Consider the following 19,914-nt stretch of genomic DNA (forward strand, 5'->3'; position numbering starts at 1 on the left):
CCGCTTCTGCTTTATATGATTTCGGCAAGGTGAGTGCCAATAATAGCCCCAATCCAAGCCCAATCAGAGTGCATATATATAGAACGCGGCGTGCCCGCAATACTTTACGGACCGCGGCTATTAAATTCCACTCAACCTCATCGCCGCTGGCAGTTGTTGCCAGCGGCAGGGCGGACGATTCCGTTTCTTCAAGCTTCATTGATTCGCCATTTACCAATCACGTTACTTCAGCAAATTAATTGCCGCGATCCCTATGCCAAACTGGCTGACAATTGTTCCAATATCAATCAGATTACGCATAATTGACATTCTTTGAAGCTGCGGCGGAATTACGATCGTATCCCCGGGAAAGATCGTAGCTTTCTTGATATTTCCGTATTGTTGACTGTAGACCGATCCGTCTGCACGCAACACAAACGCATGTTTCATGTCTGCCTGCCGATCCGGCCCCCCGGCCTCGCGAAGATAGTCAATCGTGCGCTCTTCCCGCCTAAAGATGAAGGCGTTCGCACTGTAGACTTCGCCTTCTACGCTGACGGTCGCGGGAACCTTAGGCACCACAAACTGGTCACCGTCCTCCAGCGCCAGGTCTGGAACGCTGTCAATCCCACGACTATCCGGTTTCAATTGAAGCACGATCCTGCCGTCAGGGTGCGACCGCCTCAACTGTGCGATCGAGGTCTGGGCCGCCGATGCAGCGGCAGTCGCTGCGGCGGCATCCTGCGCATTAACCGCTGATGCGTTCCCTGCCGCCGCTGCGGTTGCGGACTGCACTTCCAGCTGATCTGCATACTCATTGAGTCGCTGTTGCTGGACTCGCCGCGTTGATTCCCTCGTAAATGCCGATGCATACAGATAAGCGTCTGGGGTAAATCCTCCCTCTCTCTCGAGCAACTGCCTCAGAGTTTCTCCGGGCTTTACGCTATAGACGCCGGAGCTCACAAACTCCCCTTCCAAACGTACAAATCGGGTCTGCTCAGAGATCGGGACACGAATATCAGCGGTCGAGAAAATGGTCACGACATCGCCAGGGAGCAATTCGAGATTCTGCGACTGATTGCCATCCAGAATAACTCTGCCTAAATTAAATGGGAGGAGCGAAGTCTTCAAATTCTCCCCGTTCTGACGTTCAATCACTGCGTAGCTCCAGTCGATATCCGGAGCACTCAGAAGCACGTTCGTCTTAACGGGAAACCGGCCAACATTGCCGGTCAGAGCTGCTCCAACCGAATTTCCTCCAGTGCTCGTATCTGATGATCCCTGTGCCTGAGCCCCCATCTGCGGGGTGGTGGTGGAAGATGATTGCCCTCCGGCAGGTGCAGGCTGATTTGGAGGGAAGTTGGATTGGCTCTGGAGAGAGCCATATTGATCGGCACTATATGGATCTTGTACGACACCGTATTGCTCCGGCTCGGTTCCATATTGATTCTGATCGAGGCCAGCCTGATTTTGCGCTCCCTGAGATTGTTGCAGCCCTGTGCCATTCAAAGCCTGCGTGGTGGAGTCTTGCGTGGTCGAACCGTAGTAATTTTTGGGCTGTAGCACACCTCGAGCATTCCGCTCGGGCTCAGGTTCGTAGTTCATCGTCATGTGCCCGAGATCATTTTTGTGCTGCCAGTAGCTCCGTGTAATCAGTGCATCTTTATTCGGGATCAGATCGCTCACCCGCATCCCGGGATGCCAGGCATATCGTCCAGGGTTCGCGACATTCCCGCGCAAAGTCACAGCATCTTTAAAGCGATCGACAATGGCGTTGACGGTAACGATGTCACCATCCTGCACCTGAAACGTGGAAGGCTGCGAGAGATTCACTTCCATAACGCTGCGTACCGCGTGGTCATAGATGCGCTCTACACGCGCCTGGGAATTCACTGCGATATTTGTTCGGCCGCCGGCCAACTGAAGAACTTGCTCAATCGTTGTTTCATTCCGTAACTCATAAATCGCGGGATTATTAACACTGCCGACCACTGCAATCTGTTTGCCCGCAGGCGGAATGAAAATTACATCTCCTGATGCAAGCTGCACGTCATTGCTTTTATCACCTTGCAGCAATACGTCATAGAGATCGAAATGATCGATGGTTTTGCCACCGCGCTTGAGTTGAATGTCCCGCAAGCTTCCCTGAGGTTTCGGTCCACCCGCGTAAAACAGAGCGTTCAACAAGGTACTCAACGAGCCTACGGTGTAGCTACCGGGCATGTTGGCTTCGCCTACCACGAATACCTGGATTGATCGCAACTGCCCCATATTTACATTCAGATCAAAGTTGCGGTAAACCCTAGCCAAATGGGAGCGCAAAAAGTCGGTCAAATGGTCAAAACGCACTCCCGCGACATGAATCGTACCCGCCCCAGGCAACGCGATCGATCCAGTTCGGTCTACGGTATATGAGCCCCTGAGACTGACCTGTCCCCATATCTGCAAGCGCAACTCATCTCCTGGTCCAACGACATAATCAGGAGTTACAGGCACGTCGCTCACCGGAGAAAATGTTGAAGGAAGGGCATTCAGGAAGGTCGACGCTCCAAAGATCGGCAGGGTTCGTCCGGTTGTGGCTGCCACCATTTGTTGGAACTCTGTCAGAGCGGGTTTTCGGCGCAGACCGAGGATGCGTTGCTGGTTCCTGACAGACTCCTGCTGAAGTCGCTGTGCCTGTGTCAGATTTTGGGTGGTCCCATTGGTTGACTGGCTGGTTGCATCACTATTAGGAGATGTTGTGGAGGATGTCGCGCCAGCATAGGACCCACCCGCCGGAACAGTGGGAGGAAAGGCTTGCGGCAGGAGATCGGGTGTCTGCCCTTGGTCCGTATACAGACCCTGCTGCTGGCCAACAGCAAGACGAGCTCCAATACCTGAGGAGAGAAGACCGAGAATCAGGAGGCTGATGGGCCAGCGGCCAATTTTGTTAGAAGAATAATTCGCAAATGCTGTTTTCACGCCTGTAAGGTTTTCATCTTTCTCGTCTTTGCTCATAGGAAACTGAAACACTCTGTGGCCGATCTACAAATCTCACTACAGCTTACCGGACTTTGTGCCAATTTGCCGAAAATTGGGCCACAGCCTCTTGCTCACGAACCCCAATGGACGCTTTGTAAATGTGTAGACGTGAAATGAGGCCAAATCGCTCAAAGGGCCAAACTGAAGATTTTCAGGTTCTCCCAGATTCTCTATGGAAAATCGCCTCTTCACTATTAGAGTAGAGGCCCAGTGAAAGCTGACGGGCATTTCCTTATGTGCAGAACCCCCGCCCATGAAAACCATGAGCGGGGGTTCTGGATATTCAGTCACTTAGAACAAGAGCCGCAATCCGACCTGGATATTTCTCGGGTTGCTGGTTGACTTTCCTGTCACCTGCCCAAACTGGCTTGAGGTTGGAGTCAGATTCGGACCCGACCAATTTGGATGATTGATGAAGTTGTAAGCATCAGCATTGAACTCCACGCCGGCTCTCTGGGTGATCGGGAACTTCTTTTTCATGGACAAGTTCCAATTCTGGAACCCAGGCTGATAAATTGAGTCGCGCACACCTTTCTGAAGATTGAAGGTGCCTGCGGGTGGCGGCGTAAAGATTGACGAACCATCCGGATTGGTTGTGGCAAAGTACTGCCCTTTATTGCCAGCATAGCCAGCAAATTGCTTAAGGATTCTTGGAGTTCCATTCATTAGATAGAACTGCCCTTCTGATCCGCACCCGAAGCTGCCGACCTCCCCGACACCAGCAGAGTCGTTATTCGTTCCGATTCCGCAGGGCGTGCCTGTCTGGAATTGAGCATTTCCGCTCAACTGCCAACCGCCGAGCAGTTTGCCCGCAAGCACATTCTGATTTGCAAAGAATGGCAACGCGTAGAGATAGTTAACAACTGCATCATGCCGGGTATCGTACTCCGACGGACCCCAGAGATTGCTGGTGTTGTAGGAGTCCGGAACGATGTCCCTATAGTTGGAACTGTCATCCATGCTCTTTGCAAAGGTATAACTAAAGCCGACCATGAGACCGTGCGTGAAACGGCGGTTCCATGAGACCTGAAGCGAGTTGTAGTTTGACTTACCATCGCTCTTCTCCTGCTGGATCGCCGCAAAACCAAGATAGGGCCGGAGATAGTTCACATTCTTTCCCGGGTTCGCCTGCAAAGCGCCAACGGTCGGCTGGTTGATATCGAAAGTCCTCCAGTTGTGAAGACCACGACCTCCGACATAGGCGATTGACATTGTCGAGCTGAATGGAAGTTCCTGCTGGACCGTAAGGTTCCAGTTCCACCTCACTGGCGACTTCAAATGTTGATCCAACGTTGTAACCGTCAGGGGCGGAGCAAGGGTTGGGTTCAAAGCAGCCCCTGGATTGTCAACCAACCCAGTCAGATTGCCTGGTGCGGCAGCGACTGTGACAAACGGCTGGAAGGGAGGATTGCCGCCGGGAAAGATATTATCCAGCAGTCCCATGCGCGTGGCAAATTCTCCTGCCCCACCGCGAAACACAGTTCCCGGGTTTGGCTGATAAGCAAAACCGATACGCGGCTGAAATGTATTTTCGACGTCGACATATCCCTTTCGCAATTTAGGAGCAAAAAGACCGGTGCACGGGCCACCGTCGCACGCGTTCGGATTAATGCTGCTACCAGCCACATAGTGCTTAGCGGCGGAGCTTGGGAATTCGCTGTATCCCGGAATCACAACACCGTTATAAGGATCTCCCGTGCCCAACGTTACATTGCCCGTGGATGGATTTACCTGCGGCACCTTGGTCGGATCGAACGAAGCGGGATCGAAGTATGCTGCATTCGCCCACGCCGCGGTATAAGGCATGCTTGTTGTCTCACGCAGGCCATAATCGATATGCAGCTTTGGAGTGATCTTCCATGAATCCTGCGCGAATACCTCATACATATGGCCGCGCCATACGGTATAGGATTTTGGACCGATTTCTGTATAGCTGTCCGCCAATCCAACCGCCAGATTGGCCAGACCTACTCCAGTCGTACCACCCAATCCAGTTCTGGTATCCGTGAAAACGAATGACCCGTTCTGGTTATTGGCGCCACCTGGAACAGTGGACACATTAATCTGATCGTTGTCGTTCTCGCCCGAGTCCTGGAAGAAACCGCCAAACTTGATGGTGTGGTTTCCCCATACCTTTGTCATACTGTCCGAAGCTGTAAAGATCGGGCCTGAAGACCTGGAAGGATAAGGCCCTCCCGCCAGACCATAAAAATTAGGAACCGTGACAGTAGGAATCTTTTGTGGGGCTGCCTTGTTGCCGGGAATGATGTATGGGAAATTAATTCCCAAAGTATCCCGATGAAAACCCGCGAGCGCCGTATTCACTGGAATGTAGACGTTATCGAGACTGTAAGTCGCGCGCGCCTCATTGATAAGAGTAGGTTTGATCGTCCATGTCCAAGCCAGCACATTGGTCTGGTTCGGTCGAATGAAGTACTTACCTGTCAGACCTGATCCCTGATCAAATGGCTGATATTCGTTGTAGGTAGCGTTCTGACGGCGCAGCTCAAGATGGTTGTTTTCATTCAACAACCAGTCCACATTGATGATTTGCTTTCTCTGGTTAATCGGGTGCGCCGCTTGAGCAATCCAATTGGTGCTATTGCCCGTCTCCTGTTGATATCCAGGCGTGGGGGCAGGATAGGCGTCAATAATTGCCATGCCATTGGGGCTCAGGCCGCCCGGAATGACATTTCCCGGATATTGCACACAACTTGAAGCACCATTAACCGGGCATGTGGAAGGCTCATAGATCTTCGTGGCCCCCTTGTACCAGACATTGCCAGGAACCAGTAACTCACTAAAATCTCCAGTACGCATTCTGTCGGTGGGTACGGCTTGCGTTTGAGTGTCGGAAAAGCGATATCGAAGCCAGTCTTCATTGACGAACCAGAACAGCTTTTCCCGCAGCCGGTCCGTCACATGGAATCCTGGGATCCAGACCGGGCCGCCCACGGCAAAGCCGAAGTTGTTGTACACGAAAGGCGATGCAAATTTTGTCGTCGAGCTCTGGTTTCGCGTCCAGGTATTGGCATTCATGGCCGAGTTTCGCAGGTACTCGTAGACGGAGCCGTGAAAGTCTTTGGTGCCGCTCTTGGTCACAAGGCGCACCTGACCACCAGCCGCACTTCCATACTCGGCCTGGTAGTCCGTCGTTAGAACCTGCATCTCTTCCGTGGCGTCTACACTGGCGACACCGATGATCGCGCCGTTGGCACGGGTGCGGACGGCAGGGGCTCCGTCAAACGTAACCATCGTGTCATTCACGCGCGACCCATTGATCTGAAAAGGTACTCCGCCGCCAACCCCGAAATTGAAGTCACCCAGGGTGCTTCCACTGCGAACTCCGGGAAGCAGCGATCCCATATAGAGCGGATTGCGCCCGTTCAATTGTTGATCGCGGATCTGTTGCCCTGTAACTTCGCTCTGCACCGATCCGGATTCTGTCTGCAAGACAGAAGCGGTGGCGGTCACTTCGACTGTCTGGGTTATTGAGCCCAGAGAAAGATCTCCATCGAGGGAGAGCGTGGTGTTTGAACTTAGTTTGTTGTGGACGCTGCTAAATTTCTTGAACCCATTTGCCTCGGCGGTCATGCTGTAGTTAGCTGGCCGTAAATTGGTGACTGTGTAGTGACCTTGCGCGTCTGAACTCACCGTGTGAGATTCGTTGGTTCCTTCGTTGGCGATGGTAACTTTCGCATTCGGGACCACAGCTCCCGACTGATCTCTCACAAATCCGCCAATCGTTCCGACGTCGGACTGTCCGAAAGCCGTAAGAGAGAGAATAAGAAAGATCGATACGGCGCTGCAAAGACACAAAACGCTCTTGCATTTGGCTGTAAGCATCTGGACTCCTTTAAAGTTAGGACCGTGTATCTTTCGACTTTTGACTTACGCGTGATTGCGCTATCACATCGCGGAACAGATTTACGCCTTCCAATTTTTCCTGTCAATAAAAAAATGCTATGACTGAACTATATTGAGACTGAGTATTGTGAATGATGTGTTAGCCCTCTCATAAAACACGGTCAAAAGGTGCATGTGCGCAAGCTACTACCAAAGAAGAAAGCGACACTGGAAGATGTGGCGCGGGCTGCCGGTGTAGGCCCCATGACAGTCTCCCGTACAATCAACGGCCACCCTTACGTGGCAAACGAAACGGCAAAAAGAGTTCGTGCGGCTATCCACCAATTGGACTACCGCCCAAATCACGCCGCCCGTATCTTGACCGGACAGCTCTCAAAGGCAATCGGTCTCATCGTCCCCGATCTGTCAGATCCCTTTTTCTCTGTCGTCAGCCACGCCGTCCAGGAAGCCGCCCGCGAGGCTGGTTACCTGGCATGGCTGGCAGCCTCGAATGGCGATCCGGCCATTGAGGAAGCTCAGATCGAGCAAATGACACATCATCCTGTGGATGGAATTTTGCTTGTTCCGGCGGACAGCCAGAGCAAATATCTAAAGACCCTGGCCTCCGGATCGACGCCCCTTGTCACGATCGATCGCCCCATCGAAGGAGCCGTGACGGATTCGGTTGAGGTTGAAAACCGGGCTGGCGCACGAATGGCAGTGGAACATCTCATTAGCCATGGCTGCAAAAAGATCACCTGCATGGTCATGAACTCTCACTTACAGCCTGTCAGGCAACGCGTTGCGGGGTACGAGGAGTGCATGAGACACGCAAACCTTCCTCGTCGAAAAATAACGCTATCGGATGAGGCCACCGCTCAAAAGGTCCTGGCGACTCTGTTCGATTCCCCCGATCGCCCTGAAGCATTGTTCACCGCAAATAACGCATGCACCATCTGCGTTATCAAAACGCTCAGGATCTTAGGCATCAAGGTCCCCAAAGACATACTCCTGGTTGGCTTTGATGATGTCGATTTCTACACACTGCTCAATCCTCCCGTGACCACAATTCGCCAACCTGCCGCCGAGCTCGGACGCACCTCCGCCCGGCTCCTTCTGCAAAAGATCAGGAGCACGTCTTCTACCTCCAGCGCCAGAACTGTTCTTCCGGTCACGTTGATGGTTCGCGAGTCTTGCGGATGTCACAAAAAATAACGCCGGGTTCGCAGGAAAGATTCCGCATATCAGTTCATCAACTGGTCGTCTACAAACTGATATGCGAGACTAAAGAGGCACCGCACCACCAGGAGTGGTACCAGAACCTCACCCTGCTATCCGGCGCGGAAACCAAAGCCTAACTTGGACTTCGATTTCCATTCCACCTCCCGTTTAGTCGGGCCTGTAGCTCAACGGTTAGAGCAGGGGACTCATAATCCCTTGGTTGGGGGTTCAAATCCCTCCGGGCCCACCATTACGACTGACAAAAGCATGGGGACCGATTACTGTTTGACCGTGAAGCAGAAACTCAAATTCCTTACTCATCAAGCGTTTTTCCACGTCTAAATTGGGACCCGCGAGCGTTTAGCCGCCTGCACTCAGCAGGATTCGCAGGTCGCGGAGATTATTGCCAGTTGCCCCCGTCGAGATCGTTGCTCCCATACGTTCCAAAAAGCTATAAGAGTCGAACTCCTGTAATGATTTCGCCGCATCTCTTACATCCCCTCTTACATTCCCGGACACGCCATGCAGCGTTTGCTCATCCACAACACCCCCTGCCGCCGGGCTGTTGCCATCGATTCCATCCGATCCTGCTGAGAGAACGACCGTCGAAGCGTCTGCAGCCTCCAGCAGGGTTGCCGCATAGAGGCTGAAGTGCTGGTTACGTCCGCCTAAACCGAATGAGCCTCGTTTCGTTCCACTGGGCAGCTTTACCGTCACTTCGCCAGAAGAGATCAGGCAGACTCGTAGATAAATGCTCCTCAGACTGCGAATGCGGTCGATCAGATATTCCGCCGCTTTGCGATAGTCCCAATCGTCGCAGGTGTTGTCTATCACAACGTGAAATCCTAGTTCCTCCGCTCGTATCCGCGCGGCCTCAGCCAGATGGTCGGAGGTCAGCAGGGTGATTGCCCTTGCGGTGAAGCTTTCAGGCTTGGGAGTCTCTGAAAGATCCGGACGATCAAAAAATTGCCGTACGGAACGAGGGAACCGGCTTTGCAAGTCATATCGAGCCAGAATCTCGCGGCACTGCTTGATGGTCGAGGTATCATGCAGAGTCGGGCCCGAGGCGAGAGCGTCGAGATGTTCAGGAGGAACATCTGAAATAAACAATGAGAGGCTTGCGATTCCGCGTGCCGCCAGGGCAAGGCGCCCCCCCTTGACTGCCGAGAAATGCTTGCGAAGGCAGTTGATCTCCGCGATGGAGGCCCCGCTGTGAACAAGCTCGCGATAGAAGCTTTTTATGTCCTCCAGGGAGATAGAAGAGTCGAGGGGAAGCTCCATCATGGCGGAGCCGCCACCGCTGATGAGGAAGAGAACCAAGGTCTCGGAAGCGGTAGCTTCGTCCTTCCGCAGATCGTGCAGCATCTGGAGCGCAGCCTGTGCTCCAGCCTGTGAGGCTTCATTCGGCAGCGGATGGCCGCCTTGAAAGAACTGGAAGCCCGGCGGTAGAGTTGGTGGTTGTTCACCGGCAACCAGCACGCCAGATACGTCGTATTGGAACCATGGCTCCAGGCAGGTCAGCAGCGCGGTCAGCATGGCGATAGAAGCCTTGCCGACGGAGATAACTCGAATGTGCTTTAGATGATCGAGTTCAATTGGCTCAATCCCCTGGACGAGAAGTTTGCGGTTACCTTTTTCATTGCGGACATGGATAGCTTTCGCAAAAGCACGCTCGATGCTACAGTCCGCTACCGATTGCTGAAAGATGCTCTGAGCTACGTCTCGCAACATAGAGGTCGTCACCTTAGAAAGCTCCCTGAAACCTATGAGAACATCTGCTCGACTCCAAATAGGCCCTGGGGGATGACCCAACATACTCTGTTCGCAGCCTCTAGCTAAAGGCCAAAGGCGCTGCGAACTGCAGCCAGCGCCATGGCAATCTCGGCATCACCATGAGCGGTTGAGACAAATGCGGCCTCGAACTGCGAGGGTGGCAGCCAGATTCCCTGCTCCATCATGGAGCGGTGAAAATGGCCAAAGGCTTCGGTATCAGAAGTCGCTGCGCTGGCGAAGTCGGTCACGGCGTTCGGCGTAAAGAACAAGGTGAACATCGAGCCTACGCGGTTTACCGTGAGCGAGACCCCTGCTTCGCGGGCGATGGCGGCAACGCCTTCTGCGATGGCGGTCGTCGTTTTTTCAAGCAATGGATAGATTGTGTCCTGCTTTGCGATCAGCTCCTGCAAGGTGGCGATTCCTGCAGCCATTGCCAGCGGATTTCCACTGAGCGTTCCGGCCTGATAGACCGGGCCAAGCGGCGCGAGGTAGTCCATGATGTCGGCGCGGCCACCGAAGGCTCCGCAGGGCAGACCGCCGCCGATGATCTTGCCCAGCGTGGTGAGGTCGGGAGTGATGCCGTAGAGCTGCTGCGCTCCGCCGAGCGAGAGACGGAAGCCCGTCATCACCTCGTCGAGGATGAGCAATGCACCGTTCTTCTTCGTCAGCGCGCGCAGGCCTTCGAGATAGCCGGGCGCCGGAGCAATGGTTCCGGCATTACCGACGACCGGCTCCACGATGACACAGGCGATTGCGTCAGGATACGCAGCAAATGTCGCCTCGACCGCAGCCAGGTCGTTGAAGGGCAGCGCCAGCGTATGCTGCGCCGTCTCGGCCGGAACGCCTGCCGAGCCGGGAATACCCAGCGTCGCCACACCGGAGCCAGCCTTGACCAGCATGGCGTCGGAGTGGCCGTGGTAGCAGCCTTCGAACTTGATGATGAAGTTGCGACCGGTAAAGCCGCGAGCAAGACGGATGGCGGACATGCAGGCTTCGGTGCCGGAGCTGACGAAGCGCAGCTTTTCGATCGAGGGAAAACATTGCGTCACCAACTCCGCCAGATCGGCCTCTGCCGCTGTGGACGCGCCAAAGCTGGCACCGCGCGCCGCCGCCTGCTGGATGGCTTCGACCACTGGTGGAAAGGCGTGGCCGAGGATCATCGGCCCCCAGGAGCCGAAGAAGTCCAGGTAGCGATTGCCATCGGCGTCGAACAGGTAAGCGCCCTCGGCACGGGTCACAAAGGGAGGTTCCCCACCAACCGCACGGAACGCGCGGACAGGCGAATCAACGCCTCCGGGAAGAAGTTTTTCTGCTCGTTGTTGCAACTGGCGGGATTTGACGTGAGAAATGGGCATCTGCTTCAGTATAAAAGCCGAAACAAAAGACAAACGAAGGCTGTTTTATAGGGACTTATCCTCATCCTGCTAGACTGAAACTCTTCATATTCAAGCGATAATAACCATGGAGCACGACTTTGCCGGACGAGGCTTTCCCTATGCACGCCACAACACTAACGGATGAAACCGCGCCGGACCAGCGGTCAACAGGGCTAGCTGCCGCGGAACCTTCTGCCGCGGCCAAGGCAGACCGCAAGAGAGGCACAGCCTCAAAAAAATCGGCCAAAGCGACGGAGCCCGCCGGAAAGCGCATCTCGACCGCGAAGAAAAGCATTAGCTACGCTGATGCGGGCGTCGATATCACCAGCGCCGAGCGCAGCAAACAGCGCATCAAGATGCTGGCGCGCAAGACCTTTAACCGGCAGGTACTCAGCGAGATCGGCGGCTTCGGCGGCCTGTTCGCGCTCGATCTGGAGAAGTATCCTAATCCCGTGCTGGTATCAAGCGCCGACGGCGTAGGCACCAAGCTCAAAGTTGCCTTCGAACTGGGCATTCACCATACGGTCGGTCAGGACCTCGTCAACCACTGCGTCAACGACATCGCCGTGCAGGGCGCGACACCGCTGTTCTTCCTCGATTACCTCGCCACCGGAAAGCTCGACAACGCCATCATCGAGACCGTAGTGCAAGGCATCAGCGAGGCCTGCCGCGCCAATGGCTGCGCTCTGATCGGCGGCGAGACGGCACAGATGCCGGGCTTCTATGCTGACGGCGAGTACGACCTGGCCGGAACCATCATCGGCGCGGTAAACCGCGACAAGATCATCACCGGCGACACCATTCAGGTGGGGGATGTGCTGGTAGGGCTGCCGTCCAACGGGCTGCATACCAATGGATATTCGCTGGCGCGCAAGCTGCTGTTTGAAGAGGCAAAGTATTCGCCCGACCACTACGTCAACGAGCTGAAGGACAAGGCCGGAGCGGCGCTGATGCGCACCCATCGCAGCTATCTCGCCATCATCAAGAAGCTGACGGGAGCTGAGGTCGTCAGCGGCATGGCCCACATCACGGGCGGCGGCATTACAGAAAATCTGCCGCGCATTCTGCCCAAGGGCATGGGTGCTGTGGTCGATCTGGCGTCGTGGCAGGTGCCACCGCTGTTCGAGCATCTGCAGGCGCTGGGCAATGTGGAACAGGACGAGATGCTTCGCACCTTCAACATGGGCATCGGCCTGATCGCGGCGATTCCGGCGGAGAAAATCAAGAAGGCGAAGGCTATTCTGAACCGCGCCAACGAGCGGCATGTCATCATCGGGCGCGTCGTTCGCGGCGAGCGCAAGGTCAGCTACAACTAGGTTTGAGTGCAGCGTAAGCGCAATCGGCGGCATCCAACACCATAGGCACCATCGGTGTGGTGCTTGCCGTGCATTCAACTTGACGCAGCATAACCAGATAAAAGAGGCTTGGAGTGAAACGGCTTGGAATCCTGCTATCCGGACGTGGGTCGAACTTTCTTTCGATTGCCAAGGCTATCAATGAACATCGCCTGTTGGGCGCGAAGATTGCGGTGGTGCTCTCGAACCGCGAAGACGCGGGCGGCCTCGATGCGGCGCGGGAGCTGAAGATTCCCGCCTTCTGCGTTCCTTCCGCCGGGCGCAAGCGGGCCGAACACGATGCGGAGATGGTGGCGCGGCTGCATCAGCATCGCGTCGATCTAGTCTGCCTGGCGGGCTACATGCGTGTGCTGACGGCGGATTTCGTGCGCGCTTTTCCTGACCGAATTCTCAATATTCACCCGTCGCTGCTGCCAGCTTTTCCCGGGCTCGATGCGCAGGGGCAGGCGCTGGAGTATGGCGCCAAGGTCGCGGGATGCACCGTGCACTTCGTCGACGAGGCGGTCGATCACGGCGTCATCATTCTGCAAAAGACGGTGCCGGTCAAAGACGAGGACACTGCCGAGACGCTGTCGGCGCGGGTGCTGCAACAGGAGCATGCTGCTTATCCCGAGGCGATTGCCCGCGTGCTCAGCGGCGAATACGCCTTCAGCGAGCGGCGCTACCTTCGCCGCCTTAAATAAGGCCGCTGCTTAGGCCGGCTCTCCGGTCTGACTCTGCTGATCCTTCGCGTCGCTCAGCGTGACCTTCACATCCATACGCTTCTGGCCGCGGAAGATCGTCAGCGTGACAACGTCTCCAGCGTGATGGCTGTTCATCGCAGCGGAGAGATCCTGCGCGTTGGCGATGTCCTGTCCATCCATGCCGACGATCAAATCGCCGCCAATCATCACCGGAATGTTGCCCATATAGGCGCGCTGGGTGCCGCCGCGAAGACCAGCGCGGGCTGCCGCGCCACCGGGAATGACGTGGTCGATGAGGATGCCGTAGTTCGCAGGCAGGCCCAGTTGCTGGGCGATGTCAGGGCCGATGGGCAGGGTCACGATATCGAGCGAAGGACGGCGCACATAGCCATACTTCTCGAAGTCGCTCAGGACGGCTTTGGCTGTGTCGATGGGAATGGCAAAGCCGACGCCGGAGCTTTGGTCCGCGCCGTTGCTGGCGATCATGGTGGTGATCCCGATGACCTCGCCGCGCGAGTTCAGGAGTGGGCCGCCGGAGTTTCCGGGATTGACGGAGGCGTCGGTCTGAATGGCATCCTCAATGGGGTTCTGCTCCGGCCCGCGAATGGAGCGGATGGCGGAGATGATTCCGCGTGTCATGGTGCCCTGCAACCCGAACGGATTGCCGATGGCATAGACTCGCTGGCCTACGACCAGTCCTTGAGAAGAAGCTAGGGTTGCCGGGGTGAGGTTGGGCGCGTTGTCGATCTTCAATAGCGCCAGATCGTGGCCTTTATCCACCGCAAGCACCCGGGCCTTGTAGGTGTGCTTGTTCGAGAGCTTCACTTCGACGCGCTGCGCATTGTTGATAACGTGATTGTTCGTGAGGATCAGGCCGTCCTTGTTGAGGATGAAGCCCGAGCCCTGGCCTTGCTGCGGCACCGGACCGTAGAAGAAGTCGAAGGCCACCGCCGTTGACGTGATGTTGACGACCGATGGCAAAGCTTTCTTGTAGACGGCGATGTTCTGCTGCTCCTCTGAGTCAAAGGCAGGCGCTGCGGCGGCCTCCGTCAGTTCGAGCGTGCCCATGGGGCCTCTCACCATGGCAGGGCTCACATCGGGCGCTGTCGCTCTGGTGAAGACGTGATGCACCCAGGGCGCGAAGGCTCCGGAGGACGCGACGTGCGTCGTCAGATAGTAGAAGCCGGAGAGCAACAGAATGACCAGAAGAACGGGACGCAGTTTCATCATGGAGACCCTTGGTTCCTTTATGCCGAGCGTATCGGCTGTCTGCTGTAATTGTAGCGAGACGAGGCTGATTCAGCACGAGCAGCCGACGTGCGATATCTTTACCGTGCTGCGATGCGCAGAATCGGCCACAGTTGATCGACCTGCCATTCCAACTCGGTGACGGCGCCGTCGTTGGTGAGCACGTAGTCGCAGAGAGCCATCTTTTGCTCGTCCGGCATCTGGCGGGCCAGCCTTCGCCGGGCCTCCTGCTCGAACTCCGCGATCTGTTCGGCTGACGGCGTTGTGTCACCGATACACCGGCTCACGAAGCGGGCAATTTTTACGTCCTCGGGTGCCGTCACCAGAATGAGGCGGTCGAACCGCTGCTGCCAGTCCGCACCGTTGCCATGGGCTGCTTCGATGATCAATGCCGACTCGACCATTACCACCGCAGCAGGGTTGCGCCGTGCAATGTCTTCGACAAGTTCTCGCTGGCGCGCGATCACGGCGGGGTGGACGATTGCGTTCAGTTCGTCGGCCTTTCCTTCCGCAAAGGCGAGATTGGCCAGGGCGGGGCGGTCGAGCCGCCCGTCGGGCAGCACCACTTTGTCGCCGAAGTGGGAGACAATTTTTGTGTAGACGGCTTGACCCGGCTCCATCAGCTCGCGGCCGATTGCATCCGACTGCAGTACCTGCGCGCCGTGCGCGGCAAACAACTTCGCGGCAGTCGATTTGCCGCTCCCCAGACTGCCGGTGAGGCCTACGCGCAGCATATCGCTAGTCCTTCTCTGCTGAGAGGCCACGGCGCAGCTTCGCCGCTGTCACCGTATTCTTCATCAGCATCGCGATGGTCAAAGCCCCTACGCCGCCCGGAACCGGGGTGTACGCGCCAGAGACGGCGAAGGCTGCCGGATGGATGTCACCCACGACGACTGAGCCGCGCTTGGCAAAGGTGGCCGCTCGCACCGCATCGCCGGGAAAGAAGCCTTCGACCTCGGCGGCATCGGTTACCCGGTTGATGCCTACATCGATCAGCGTGGCTCCGGGCTTGACCATCTCCGCAGTGACATAACCGGGACGGCCAATCGCCGCCACCAGAAGATCTGCCTCGCGCGTGAACTCCGCAAGGTTCTTCGTCTTGCTGTGGCAGACCGTCACCGTAGCCGAGGCGTTGAGTAGCATCATCGCTGCAGGCTTGCCTACGATGTCCGAGCGGCCCACAACTACGGCATTTTGTCCGGCCACGGGAAGGTTGCTGCGCTTCAGAATCTCGATAATTCCGGCAGGAGTGCAGGGTGCCAGTCCAGGCTGGCCGCTTTGCAGACGACCCACATTCACAGGGTGAAAGCCGTCGACATCCTTGTCGGGAGAAACCGCTTCGAGCAGGCGTTTGGTGTCTACATGTTTGGGCAGAGGCAGCTGGATGAGGATTCCGTCGATGTCCTCGCGGGCGTTCAGTTCGGCGACCAGCTCCAGCATCTCGTCGGTGGTGATGCTCTCCGGCGGAGTCAGCATTTCGCTGTAGATTCCCAGCTCGCCGCAGGTTTTTACCTTGCTGCGGACGTAGATCTGGGAGGCAGGGACCTCGCCCACAAGAATGACCGCGAGCCCCGGCGTGATTCCGCGAGCTGCAAGTTCCTTGACCTCAACTGCGACCTCGGCCTTGATCTGCCCGGCAATCGCGACGCCATCTAGAATTCGTGGAGTATTTGTCATCACCTTCATGGTATCGCGACCAGCGATGCCCCAAATTCGCGGCAATCGCTGAGATGGGAGAATGGATAGGAAGATGAGCATAAAGCCCCTGACCGCCGAAGATCTCAGATGGATAGTCTGTCCCGTCTGTCACCAGCCACTGGAACTTCAACCCAAGAGCGCCGACTGCACCGGCTGCCATCGACGCTATCCGCTGATTGACGGTATCCCTGTTTTGCTGGCAGATCGCGCTCTCTAACTGGCACGATCGATGGAACTTCCCGTTGCGTTCTCGCGTATTGCAAGAAGACGGTTCGAATCGCAATGATGCATTTTCCCCGGATTCGCAGAGAGCTTCGCAACATTTGTTCGTTTTTTGCATCATATAAATGGGAAGTAAATTGATGGCGAGTCCGTAGAGCCTGTCATTGAGAGAGGAGGAAAGAGATGATCACAGACATGCAGAAGACGCGGATCGAACAGTTTCCAGCGGCTGACCTTAACGGTCTTCGCGAAGAGCTAAGAAAATCGAGCCTTGATTCCTGGCAGTCCGCAGACCTCATCAGCAGCTTCCTCTCGGGACGTGGTTATGGCGTTTCTACCGATGCTGCGCGAATTGCAGCGTCGCGCATCGAATCCGTCGGCTCGTTGCAGTTGATGCAGGAAGAGCTTGAGAAGCTTGCGCTGGTAATGTAATTCGTACCTCAACGCTAATTTTCTGGGAAAAGCGCCAAAACATGGGCGCTTTTTTTATTGGTGCTGGCTTGGCATGGGCAGTCTTACCCTTCTTGCCCATGATTGATTTATCGTTGAATCATGTCGTCCTTGTGGACTCCTCCTAATTGGCCCCAACGCCTTGCTGAACTCCAGGCACCTACTGGAGACTTGAAAGAAGCTCCTCTTCGCCGCGATGTTCGCTCGCTTGGCACCTTGCTTGGCGGGGTTTTGCGCGAGCAGGCTGGTGCTCCTCTTTACGACGCCGTCGAAGCGCTTCGCCGTATCGCCATTGCCCGCCGCGAAGCTGATGCAAAGGGCGATACCGCCGCCGCTGCCTCGCATCTCGAAGAGGCACTTTGCCGGGTTGGTGCGCTGGAACTTCCAGCCGCCTATCAGCTTGCTCGCGCCTTCGGGTTTTATTTCGAGCTGATCAACCTTGCCGAGACGAATCATCGCAAGCGCCGGCGGCTGGCGATTCAACTGGATCAAAATGCCGCCCCACAACGAGGCGATCTGCGCGGGACGCTGCGCCGCCTTCGTGAGACGGGACTTGACGCTGCCCAGGCTTACGATTTTCTGCGCCGCATCTGCATTACGCCCGTCTTTACCGCGCATCCTACCGAGGTGGCTCGTCGCTCGGTGATGTTCAAGCGGCGGCGCATCTCGGACCTGCTGGAGCAGCTTGACCGCATCCCTGTTCCTGCTCCGCAGCTTGAGGCCCTGGAGCGCAACCTGACTGCCGAGATCACTGCGCTGTGGCAGACCGACGACGTTCGTAGCGCGCGTCCGACGGTTCGCGATGAGATTCGCATGGCGCTCGATTATTACGAGACCAGTCTCTTCGATACGCTCCCCGTGCTCTACTCCGAGGTAGCCGCTGCGCTGGCGGCAGAGTATCCCGACTCCAATCCGGATTCTCAGCCCGCCGCCATCTCCAAGCTGCCGCAACTGGTCAGCTTTGGCTCGTGGATCGGGGGCGACCGCGATGGCAACCCTTTCGTCATTCCCGAGGTCACGCGCGAGTCGCTGGCCATGGCGCATAACCTGCTGCTGAACCACTATCGGCGACGGATGCAAAACGTCTTCGAGCAGCTTGGCAGCTCGATTCAGCAGGTACCCGTCTCCGACGAAGTCGCTGCATTGCTGGACCAATATCTTGGCAAGCTTCGCGCAGCCGGACAGTTAGCGGTGGAGCAGCGCTTCCACTACGAGCACCTTAGGCTGCTGATTGCGTGCATCATGATGCGGCTGGGAGCTACGCCGCAATCCGGACTGCCGCTGCCTTCGGATCCGGCGCTTAAGCCTTACACCCGTGCCGCCGATCTGCTCTCCGACCTCACGATCCTGCGCGCCAGCCTTGCCGAAAATCGCGGACATCGTCTCGCTGAGATGCTGATCGATCCGCTGTTGATCGAGGTTCGAACGTATGGGCTGCATCTGCACACGCTCGACATTCGGCAACATGCGCGTGTTCACACCAAGGCGGTGGCCGAAATCTCCTCCTGGCAGCCGCCTACTGGCGCGACTCCGCTGACGTCTGCGATTCATCTTCCTCCGACGCTTTCGCCGCAGACCAGCGAGGTACTCGAGACCTTCCGCGCCATCGCCGAACTGAAACAGACCTATGCGCCCGAGTCGATTCGGCAGTACGTCATCAGCGGAGCAACCAGCGCGGAGGATGTGCTGCAAGTGCTGTGGCTGGCTCGGCTTGGCGGCGTGAAGGTCGAAGCCGACGAGGAGACGCACGATCCCGGCCTGCAACCTGTTCCTCTGTTTGAGTCGATCGAAGATTTGCAGAATGCTCCGGCGGTTTGCCGTCAGCTTTGGACCAGCGAGGCCTATCAGCCGCTGCTGAAGAGCTGGAAGCATCGGCAAGAGGTCATGCTCGGCTACTCCGACTCGAACAAAGACGGCGGCATGATTACGAGCACATGGGAGATCTACAAGGCCCACCGGGCGCTGCATGAAGTCGCCCGCGAGTGCGGAGTTACGCTGCGCCTCTTCCATGGCCGCGGAGGCACCGTTGGCCGTGGCGGCGGACCGACCCATCGCGCCATCTTTGCCCAGCCCATCGACAGCTTTACCGGCGAACTGCGCCTGACCGAGCAGGGCGAGGTGCTGAACTGGAAGTATTCCGACGTGGTGCTCGCCGAGCGCAACCTTGAGCTGATGATCGCTGCCAGCCTCGATGCGCTGGCGCGGCCGGATGCCATCCTGCAAAAAGGTAAGGTTCCTCCTCACCTTACGGGTGAGATTCTTCCCGACTGGGAGGCGGCGCTTGACCGGCTCTCGGAGACGTCCTACGAGTTTTATCGCAAGCACATCGTGGACAATCCGGAGACGTTTACCTACTTTGAGCAGGCGACCCCGGTAGCAGAGCTCGAACATGCGCGGCTCGGCTCGCGTCCGGCGAAACGCAGCGGCAAAAAGTCGATGGCCGACCTTCGCGCTATTCCCTGGGTCTTCGGCTGGATGCAGTCGCGCCAGCTTGTGCCCGCCTACTTTGGTGTGGGACATGCGCTGGACCGGTTTGTGAAGGCAAATGACGGCGGACTTGCCCTGCTTCAGACCATGGCGCGGGACTTCCCGCTGTTTCTGGATATCGTGCGTAATGTAGAGATGGCGCTGGCCAAGGCCGACTTCGGCATCGCCCGGCTCTATGCCTCTCTGGTCGAAGACGAAGCTTTGCGCGACCGCGTCTTCGCTACGCTGGAAGCGGAGTTCAACCTTACTCATCGCATGATTCTTGAGATTACCCAGCAAACGACGCTGCTCGAGAACAACCCCGTGCTGGAGCGCTCGATCCGACTGCGGAACCCGTATGTTGACCCGATGTCTTTGATTCAAGTCGAGTTAATTCGCCGGAAACGAGCAGCGATCGCCGAAGGCAGGCCGGACTCTCCTGAGCTGAATCGTGCCATCTCCGCCACCATCAATGGAATCAGCGCCGGACTGCGAAATACAGGTTGATCGGATTGGTCTTTAAGTTCTATATGGCGGCAAAGGGCTTGTAAGTGATAGAATTTGTTCTAACGCATT

The 19,914-nt window shown here is 56.6% G+C and carries 14 protein-coding genes and 1 tRNA gene; 7 read left to right on the top strand and 8 right to left on the bottom strand.

What is annotated here, in order from left to right; genetic code table 11:
- The 3 genes from GSQ81_RS19785 to GSQ81_RS06060 all read right to left on the bottom strand — a co-directional run.
- Nucleotides 1-199 (bottom strand): hypothetical protein (locus GSQ81_RS19785; RefSeq protein WP_216846386.1); only part of this gene is annotated, 199 nt, incomplete at its 3' end.
- A 23-nt stretch (nt 200-222) separates the two neighbouring features.
- The gene (locus GSQ81_RS06055; RefSeq protein WP_158909746.1) at nt 223-2,940 is read right to left on the bottom strand and encodes an SLBB domain-containing protein; all 2,718 of its coding nucleotides are present in this window, start codon (nt 2,938-2,940) and stop codon (nt 223-225) included.
- Between the two features lie 351 nt (nt 2,941-3,291).
- The gene (locus tag GSQ81_RS06060) at nt 3,292-6,846 is read right to left on the bottom strand and encodes a TonB-dependent receptor domain-containing protein (RefSeq protein ID WP_158909747.1); all 3,555 of its coding nucleotides are present in this window, start codon (nt 6,844-6,846) and stop codon (nt 3,292-3,294) included.
- A 195-nt stretch (nt 6,847-7,041) separates the two neighbouring features.
- On the opposite strand from GSQ81_RS06060, the gene GSQ81_RS06065 reads away from it, so the two are divergent.
- On the top strand, nt 7,042-8,061 hold the full coding sequence (locus tag GSQ81_RS06065; RefSeq protein WP_158909748.1) for a LacI family DNA-binding transcriptional regulator: 1,020 nt from the start codon (nt 7,042-7,044) through the stop codon (nt 8,059-8,061).
- Between the two features lie 180 nt (nt 8,062-8,241).
- Nucleotides 8,242-8,317: transfer RNA gene (locus GSQ81_RS06070), tRNA-Ile, on the top strand.
- A gap of 110 nt (nt 8,318-8,427) precedes the next feature.
- On the opposite strand, the gene GSQ81_RS06075 is transcribed toward GSQ81_RS06070, so the two are convergent.
- Both GSQ81_RS06075 and hemL read right to left on the bottom strand, forming a co-directional pair.
- Nucleotides 8,428-9,810 (bottom strand): glycerate kinase, encoded by a 1,383-nt coding sequence (locus tag GSQ81_RS06075; protein WP_254060025.1) that lies wholly within the window; start codon nt 9,808-9,810, stop codon nt 8,428-8,430.
- A gap of 92 nt (nt 9,811-9,902) precedes the next feature.
- On the bottom strand, nt 9,903-11,195 hold the full coding sequence (gene hemL / locus GSQ81_RS06080) for a glutamate-1-semialdehyde 2,1-aminomutase (protein ID WP_158909749.1): 1,293 nt from the start codon (nt 11,193-11,195) through the stop codon (nt 9,903-9,905).
- A gap of 140 nt (nt 11,196-11,335) precedes the next feature.
- On the opposite strand from hemL, the gene purM reads away from it, so the two are divergent.
- Complete coding sequence (purM, locus tag GSQ81_RS06085) at nt 11,336-12,532, top strand: phosphoribosylformylglycinamidine cyclo-ligase (RefSeq protein WP_158909750.1); 1,197 nt, start codon at nt 11,336-11,338, stop codon at nt 12,530-12,532.
- Nucleotides 12,533-12,645: 113 nt separating this feature from the next.
- Nucleotides 12,646-13,254: a phosphoribosylglycinamide formyltransferase gene (purN, locus tag GSQ81_RS06090; protein WP_158909751.1), complete on the top strand. Its 609-nt coding sequence runs from the start codon at nt 12,646-12,648 to the stop codon at nt 13,252-13,254.
- Nucleotides 13,255-13,263: 9 nt separating this feature from the next.
- Here the strand turns inward: purN and GSQ81_RS06095 are convergent, their stop codons facing one another.
- The 3 genes from GSQ81_RS06095 to GSQ81_RS06105 form a co-directional block, all read right to left on the bottom strand.
- A complete protein-coding gene (locus tag GSQ81_RS06095) occupies nt 13,264-14,481 on the bottom strand; it encodes a S1C family serine protease (RefSeq protein ID WP_158909961.1) in 1,218 nt (405 codons plus the stop codon).
- Between the two features lie 101 nt (nt 14,482-14,582).
- Nucleotides 14,583-15,266 carry a dephospho-CoA kinase gene (coaE, locus tag GSQ81_RS06100; protein ID WP_254060026.1) on the bottom strand — a complete coding sequence of 228 codons (684 nt, stop codon included), beginning with the start codon at nt 15,264-15,266 and terminating at the stop codon, nt 14,583-14,585.
- Entirely contained in the window at nt 15,241-16,188 is a 948-nt protein-coding gene (locus GSQ81_RS06105) for a bifunctional 5,10-methylenetetrahydrofolate dehydrogenase/5,10-methenyltetrahydrofolate cyclohydrolase (RefSeq protein WP_158909752.1), read from the bottom strand. Before GSQ81_RS06105 ends, coaE begins: the two co-directional genes overlap by 26 nt.
- Nucleotides 16,189-16,252: 64 nt before the next feature.
- Here GSQ81_RS06105 and GSQ81_RS06110 point away from each other — a divergent pair, with 64 nt between their 5' ends.
- The 3 genes from GSQ81_RS06110 (at nt 16,253) to ppc (ending at nt 19,845) form a co-directional block, all read left to right on the top strand.
- Complete coding sequence (locus GSQ81_RS06110) at nt 16,253-16,417, top strand: Trm112 family protein (RefSeq protein WP_158909753.1); 165 nt, start codon at nt 16,253-16,255, stop codon at nt 16,415-16,417.
- 188 nt (nt 16,418-16,605) lie between these two features.
- Nucleotides 16,606-16,854 carry a hypothetical protein gene (locus GSQ81_RS06115; protein WP_254060027.1) on the top strand — a complete coding sequence of 83 codons (249 nt, stop codon included), beginning with the start codon at nt 16,606-16,608 and terminating at the stop codon, nt 16,852-16,854.
- Nucleotides 16,855-16,974: 120 nt separating this feature from the next.
- Complete coding sequence (gene ppc, locus GSQ81_RS06120) at nt 16,975-19,845, top strand: phosphoenolpyruvate carboxylase (protein ID WP_158909754.1); 2,871 nt, start codon at nt 16,975-16,977, stop codon at nt 19,843-19,845.
- The last annotated feature ends 69 nt before the right edge of the window (nt 19,846-19,914 follow it).

The sequence above is a fragment of the Granulicella sp. L56 genome, from assembly GCF_009765835.1.
Lineage (GTDB): Bacteria > Acidobacteriota > Terriglobia > Terriglobales > Acidobacteriaceae > Edaphobacter.

Excerpts from the sequence above, each read along its gene's own strand:
- GSQ81_RS06060 (WP_158909747.1), bottom strand. The coding sequence starts at position 6,846 with ATGCTTACAGCCAAATGCAAGAGCGTTTTGTGTCTTTGCAGCGCCGTA.
- hemL (WP_158909749.1), bottom strand. The coding sequence starts at position 11,195 with ATGCCCATTTCTCACGTCAAATCCCGCCAGTTGCAACAACGAGCAGAA.
- purM (WP_158909750.1), top strand. The coding sequence starts at position 11,336 with ATGCACGCCACAACACTAACGGATGAAACCGCGCCGGACCAGCGGTCA.
- GSQ81_RS06095 (WP_158909961.1), bottom strand. The coding sequence starts at position 14,481 with ATGAAACTGCGTCCCGTTCTTCTGGTCATTCTGTTGCTCTCCGGCTTC.
- GSQ81_RS06105 (WP_158909752.1), bottom strand. The coding sequence starts at position 16,188 with ATGAAGGTGATGACAAATACTCCACGAATTCTAGATGGCGTCGCGATT.
- GSQ81_RS06110 (WP_158909753.1), top strand. The coding sequence starts at position 16,253 with ATGAGCATAAAGCCCCTGACCGCCGAAGATCTCAGATGGATAGTCTGT.
- GSQ81_RS06115 (WP_254060027.1), top strand. The coding sequence starts at position 16,606 with ATGATCACAGACATGCAGAAGACGCGGATCGAACAGTTTCCAGCGGCT.
- ppc (WP_158909754.1), top strand. The coding sequence starts at position 16,975 with ATGTCGTCCTTGTGGACTCCTCCTAATTGGCCCCAACGCCTTGCTGAA.